This window comes from Stenotrophomonas sp. SMYL20, from assembly GCF_036320045.1.
In the GTDB taxonomy this organism is placed as follows: Bacteria; Pseudomonadota; Gammaproteobacteria; order Xanthomonadales; family Xanthomonadaceae; genus Stenotrophomonas; species Stenotrophomonas maltophilia_A.
This window is the reverse complement of record NZ_JAWIRT010000006.1, coordinates 173,825-179,518: the sequence shown is the minus strand read 5'-3', so window position 1 is coordinate 179,518 and position 5,694 is coordinate 173,825. Positions and strand designations below refer to the sequence as shown.

The 5,694-nt window shown below is 68.4% G+C and carries 5 protein-coding genes; 2 read left to right on the top strand and 3 right to left on the bottom strand.

Annotation, left to right across the window (positions count from 1 at the left end; all coding sequences use genetic code 11):
• Positions 1-220: 220 nt before the first annotated feature.
• The gene (locus V3B48_RS06765; protein ID WP_125895961.1) at positions 221-724 is read left to right on the top strand and encodes a hypothetical protein; all 504 of its coding nucleotides are present in this window, start codon (positions 221-223) and stop codon (positions 722-724) included.
• A 46-nt stretch (positions 725-770) separates the two neighbouring features.
• Entirely contained in the window at positions 771-1,826 is a 1,056-nt protein-coding gene (locus V3B48_RS06760; RefSeq protein WP_329893404.1) for a suppressor of fused domain protein, read from the top strand.
• A gap of 67 nt (positions 1,827-1,893) precedes the next feature.
• Here V3B48_RS06760 and V3B48_RS06755 read toward each other — a convergent pair whose 3' ends face one another.
• From V3B48_RS06755 to V3B48_RS06745, 3 genes are all read right to left on the bottom strand, one after another.
• Entirely contained in the window at positions 1,894-2,505 is a 612-nt protein-coding gene (locus tag V3B48_RS06755) for a glutathione S-transferase N-terminal domain-containing protein (protein ID WP_032130478.1), read from the bottom strand.
• 84 nt (positions 2,506-2,589) lie between these two features.
• On the bottom strand, positions 2,590-3,048 hold the full coding sequence (locus V3B48_RS06750; protein WP_004154513.1) for a cell wall hydrolase: 459 nt from the start codon (positions 3,046-3,048) through the stop codon (positions 2,590-2,592).
• A gap of 298 nt (positions 3,049-3,346) precedes the next feature.
• Positions 3,347-5,377 carry an NADPH-dependent 2,4-dienoyl-CoA reductase gene (locus V3B48_RS06745; RefSeq protein ID WP_032130479.1) on the bottom strand — a complete coding sequence of 677 codons (2,031 nt, stop codon included), beginning with the start codon at positions 5,375-5,377 and terminating at the stop codon, positions 3,347-3,349.
• Between the last annotated feature and the right edge of the window lie 317 nt (positions 5,378-5,694).

The following is a 5,694-nucleotide window of genomic DNA, read 5'->3' as shown; positions in this document are numbered from 1 at the left end:
GATCCGGTAGTGCCGGCCGCTGTCCGGCACCCCCATCAATCCCGAGGTTGCCGGCCAGCGGCCGGCACTACCCGCAGCACTTGCGCTAAGCTCGGCCTGTCATCGACCTGCAACACGCGGTGCGCGCCGGGGAAGGCGCGTGCCGTCCGGGGATGGCACACAGGGGAGCGCGCCCGCCAGGGCGCGCTGGCATTGCGCATCGAGAGATTGGGGGGAGGCAATGGCTTTGCTGCACGCCAAGACGGCCGCTGGCCGCCAGGAAATCGAGGACCGTGGTCGGCGCCTGCCGGCGGCACTGCGTTCGATCCTGCTGATGGTCGACGGCCATCGCGATGACACTGAATTGCGCGGCCTGTTCGAAGGCCTGCGCGCACCGCCGGATGCACTGGAGCAGTTGGCCGCGCAGGGCCTGATTGAAGTGATCGGCGGAAGTGTCGAAACCGCACCGACGCGCAGCATCAGCACCGGCCGTGAACAGGACCCGGCGCTGTACCAGCAACTGTACGACGCGATGAGTGAGGCCGTGCGTCGGCATCTGGGCCTGAAGGGCTATTTCATGCAGTTGAAGATCGAACGCTGCACCGATGCGCTGGCACTGGAGCGCCTGTGCCCGGAACTGCTGGCGGCGGTGGGCAAGGCGCGCAGCCCGGCATTGGCGCAGCGCTGGTGGCAGGAGACCCAGGCGGCCGTGGTCAATGGCGGCGGCGAGGTCGTGCAGGCCTGAGCCACCGCGTAAAGTGATCGGTTCACTTCCCCACAAGGAGTCCCGCGTGCAGGACGACCACGACGACACCGATACCCCCGGCTGGGACGCGATCAATGCGGCGCTGGCGCCGCTGTATGCCGGGCAGGAACCGCGTCACTTCGGCACCGCGCTTCCGTACACGCTCGGTGGCCAGGATCCGCTGGATGGCATCAGCGTGTACTGGGCGGATGCGCCGGTACCGCATTGGCATTACATCACCTACGGCTTCTCCGAGCTGTACGCCAAGGAGAGCAGTGATGCCACCGCCAGTGGCTATGGTTTCGAGCTGACCTTCCGCCTCGCTGCCGACGCCGGTGAGAACGCCGGCAGCACGCCACCGGCGTGGCCGATGAACCTGCTGCAGAACCTGGCGCGCTATGTGTTCGGCAGTGGCAACGTGTTCGAGGATGGCCACCACCTCAACGCCAACGGCCCGATCGCGTTGGAGACCAACACGCGCTTGTGCCATCTGGCCTTCGTCGCAGATCCGCAGTTGCCCGCACGCGACACCGCCAATGGCCACCTGCAGTTCCTGCAGCTGGTCGGGTTGACCGATGAGGAGATGGAAGCGGTCAAGCGCTGGTCGACGCGCGGCGTGCTGCAGGCGCTGCAACCGGCGATGCCGCTGTGGATCAGCGACCTGCATCGCGGCAACCTGCTGGAGGATCCGGCATTGGCTGCACAGGTGCAGGCCGGCAGCGAGCGCGAGGGCTCCAGCACCGGCATGCTGTTCATCGAGACGCTGGACTGGCGCCAGGAAGCGGGCGTCACCACCCTGGTGCTCGGTGCGGGCCAGGTGGCCAGCGTGTGCGAGCTGCTGCCATTGCGCCTGCGCCACGGCAAATCACTGGAACTGGTCAGCCGCGAGCGGCAGTGGGAATTCATTCCGGCCGCGGGCGGTGAAACCAGCGAGGTATCGGCCGACAGCGCGCGCTGGGCACTGGACGAGTCGGGACTGCAGGCGCTGGCAGGCGTGCGGGCCGAGCGCGGCATCTACACGGTGGCGGCGGCGCTGCGCATCGAAGTGGTGCCGACCTACCTGCGCGATGCCAAGGGCGAAGTGATCCGCCAGATCGGCTGAGTGTGGCGATTGCAACGATGGGGGCAGAGCCGTCTGCTGCGCAGACGGCTCCGACCCATGGTCTGGATCAGGCCAGGCCTTCGGCCTTCAGCGCGGCCTGCACACCGGCATCGGCATCCATGCGCGCCTTGTAGGCGGCCAGGTTGTCCAGGCCGGACAGGTCGACCTTGGTGCCAGCAGCCCAGCGCAGCGTGATGTAGAAGTACGGGTCGGCGAAGCTGCGGAAGCCGGCCAGCCACGGCTTGTCGGCCAGCTGCTTGTCGGCGGTCTCGAACAGGGCGCGCAGGCGCTTGTGCGCGGCGGCGCGGATCGCATCGAACTGGCTCTCGTCGGCAATGAACTTGCCCGGCGCGAACAGCGGCGAGAAGGCAGGATGCACATCGGAATTGACGAAGGCCAGCCAGCGGGTGGCTTCGGCGCGCTGGCGCGGGCTGCCGTCGCCGCCGAGGCCGGCCTGCGGGAAGCTGTCGGCGATATAGCCCATGATCGCGGCGTTCTGCAGCAGCACGAAGTCGCCGTCGACCAGTGCGGGGACGGCACCGGCCGGATTGATCTTGAGGAATTCCGGGCCCTTCAGGGTGTCCTTGTTCAGCAGTTCAACCTCGAACGGCTGGCCGGTCCACTGCAGGGCGATGTGGTCGGCGGTGGAACAGGCACCGGGCTTGCTGTACAGCTTCATGGGAACTCCAGGTGATGCGGGCGGGAAACGCCCACTATCCCAGAGCTTGCCAGCGGGCGGCAACGCTGCCGCCAGCACGGATCGTTACGACTGCCGCGGCTTGAGGTTCTGCACCTTATAGAAGGTGTGATCGCCGATGGTGGCCACCTGGTAGGCATTGCGCCAGTTCGGGCTGGCGATGGACAGCGCGGCGAAGTGGCTGGCACCGGGCACGATCTCGCGGCGCTCGCCGGCCGGCAGCGCCCAGTTGCGCTCGGCGTCGAAGGCCACGTTCATCGCCTCGCTCCAGGCCGCATCATTGCCCAGCTGGGTGCCGGGCGAGACGATGGTCGGTGCGAACTGCTTGCGCGCGGTGACCACCTGGCACATGGAGTCGCCCCACAGGCCACTGTCGAGGCGGCGCAGGGCGACCTCGGCGACGGCCTGCTGGCCACGCAGGGTCTGGTCGCGGGCTTCCAGGTAAACGGTGGTGCTCAAACACAATGAATCAGCGGCCGGCTGAGGCAACAACTGCGACAGCCAGAGAATCCAGGCCAGTTTCATATAACTCCTTGCTCCGTATGGGCCGCACGCTCCGGTTCCGGCCGCGGGGGCGACAGGAGGCGGGGTACGACTTGGCGTCATGGGGAGGCGGCCATCGGGGCCGCCCCGTGGGCAGCCCCAAAAGAAACGATCAGTACCGATCGAGGGGGCTGCGCCGGCTCACCGGAAACTGGCTGGTGAGCGGAAAGATGGCGCAAGGTAGGGGGGGATAGCCGAACGCATCGTGAACCGCCCGGCTTGACATTCAGGTTCGGCAGGGGTGACGGAAATCACATTCCGCCCCCCATTCAGGCGCTCATCAGAGCGCGGCGGCCACCCGGCTGCCCTGGTCGATGGCCCGCTTCGCATCCAGTTCGGCGGCCACATCGGCACCCCCGATCAGCTGCGCGTTGATGCCGGCGGCCTGCAGTTCGGCCTGCAATGCACGGTTCGGTTCCTGCCCGGCGCAGATCACCACATGGTCGACCGGCAGCAGCTGTTCGCTGCCTTCCACGCGGATGCGCAGGCCCTCGTCGTCCACGCCCAGGTACTCGACGCCACCGAGCATTCGCACGCCCTTGGCCTTCAGTGTGGCGCGGTGAATCCAGCCAGTGGTCTTGCCCAGTCGCGCGCCGGGCTTGCCCGGGCTGCGCTGCAGCAGCCAGAGCCGACGCGGTGACGCCTCGACCTCGGGCCGGCCCAGCGAGCCGCGGGCCTCGAACGCGCTGTCCACGCCCCATTCGGCCATCCAGCGTTGCGGGTCGAGGGAGGGTGACTCACCTGCGTGGCTGAGGAACTCGCCGACATCGAAGCCGATGCCGCCGGCGCCGATGATTGCCGCATTGGTGCCCACTTCAACCCGGCCCAGCAGCACGTCCAGGTAGCTGACCACCTTGGCGTGGTCGGCGCCGGGGAAGTCGACCTTGCGCGGGGTGATGCCGGTGGCCAGCACCACCTCGTCGAAGCCGGCCAGGGTGGCGGCATCGGCGCGGGTGCCGAGGCGCAGCTGCACGCCGGTTTCGGCCAGCGTGTGGCGGAAGTAGCGCAGGGTCTCGTGGAACTCTTCCTTGCCGGGGATGCGCTTGGCCACGTTGAACTGGCCGCCGATCTCCTCGTTGGCATCGAACAGGGTGACCTGGTGGCCGCGCTGGGCAGCGACGGTGGCACACGCCAGGCCTGCCGGGCCAGCACCGACCACGGCAACTTTCTTCGGCGTGGCGGTGGGGCGATAGACCAGCTCGGTCTCGTGGGCGGCGCGCGGATTGACCAGGCAGCTGGCCAGCTTGTTCTCGAACACGTGGTCCAGGCAGGCCTGGTTGCAGGCGATGCAGGTGTTGATTGCCTCGGCGCGGCCGGCACGGGCCTTGTTCGGCCATTGCGGGTCGGCCAGCAGCGGCCGCGCCAGCGACACCATGTCGGCGCCGCCGCCGGCCAGGATGCGCTCGGCCACGTCGGGCATGTTGATGCGGTTGGTCGCCACCAGCGGCACCTTCACATGCGGCTTGAGCTTGGCGGTGACCCCGGCGAAGGCAGCGCGCGGCACCGAGGTGGCAATGGTCGGAATACGGGCTTCGTGCCAGCCGATGCCGGAATTGATGATCGTCGCGCCGGCGGCCTCGATGGCCTGCGCCTGCTGCACGATCTCCTCCCAGTTGCTGCCGTCCTCCACCAGGTCCACCAGCGACAGGCGGTAGATGATGATGAAGTCCGGGCCACAGGCCTCGCGGATGCGGCGCACGATCTCGACCGCGAAGCGCATGCGCTGGTTGGCATCGCCGCCCCAGCGGTCGGTGCGCTTGTTGGTGCGCGGGGCGATGAACTCGTTGATGAGGTAGCCCTCCGAGCCCATCACTTCCACACCGTCGTAGCCAGCCTCGCGGGCCAGCTTCGCGCTGCGTGCGTAGTCGGCGATATGCCGCTCGACGCCGCTGGCCGACAACGCACGCGGGGTGAACGGGTTGATCGGTGCCTTCAGCTTCGACGGCGCCACCGACAAAGGGTGGTAGGCATAGCGGCCGGCATGCAGCAGCTGCAGGCAGATCTTCGCGCCGTGCTGGTGCGCGGCGGCGGTGAGCTGCCGATGCGGACGTACTTCCCAGGGCCAGGACAGCTTGCCGCCGAACGGCTTCAGCCAGCCGACCACGTTCGGCGCGAAGCCACCGGTGACGATCAGGCCGACACCGCCCTCGGCGCGTTCGGCGAAGTAGGCCGCCAGCCGCGGGAAGTCGCGGGCGCGATCCTCCAGGCCGGTGTGCATCGAGCCCATCAATACGCGGTTGCGCAGCTGGGTGAAGCCCAGGTCCAGCGGGGCGAACAGATGGGGGTAGGCGCTTTCGTTGGCTGGCGACATTGTCGATACGCTTGCGTACGGAAGCGCGAAGCGTGCCGCGAAACGGCGGCCGGGGCAAGGGCCGCTTCGCTGGGAGGGGCTGGCCGCTGTCTGACGGTTTGGTAGTGCCGGCCGCTGGCCGGGTACGCTCGGCACATGCGTGCTGTCGCTCCCGCAATTCGCTGCGCGAACCGCGGGCCCCACTTACCGGCCTCCACGCCCCCGCGCCTGCGGCGCTGTCCCCGAACTCCGGGGGCGGTAGTGCCGGCCGCTGGCCGGCATCCTGGGCAGATCAGGGGGACTGCGGCTGCCGGCCAGCGGCCGGCACTACCGGGGTG

Bases quoted from the DNA above. Each gene is read 5' to 3' on its own strand.
- V3B48_RS06765 (WP_125895961.1), top strand. From the start codon at position 221: ATGGCTTTGCTGCACGCCAAGACGGCCGCTGGCCGCCAGGAAATCGAG.
- V3B48_RS06755 (WP_032130478.1), bottom strand. From the start codon at position 2,505: ATGAAGCTGTACAGCAAGCCCGGTGCCTGTTCCACCGCCGACCACATC.
- V3B48_RS06750 (WP_004154513.1), bottom strand. From the start codon at position 3,048: ATGAAACTGGCCTGGATTCTCTGGCTGTCGCAGTTGTTGCCTCAGCCG.
- V3B48_RS06745 (WP_032130479.1), bottom strand. From the start codon at position 5,377: ATGTCGCCAGCCAACGAAAGCGCCTACCCCCATCTGTTCGCCCCGCTG.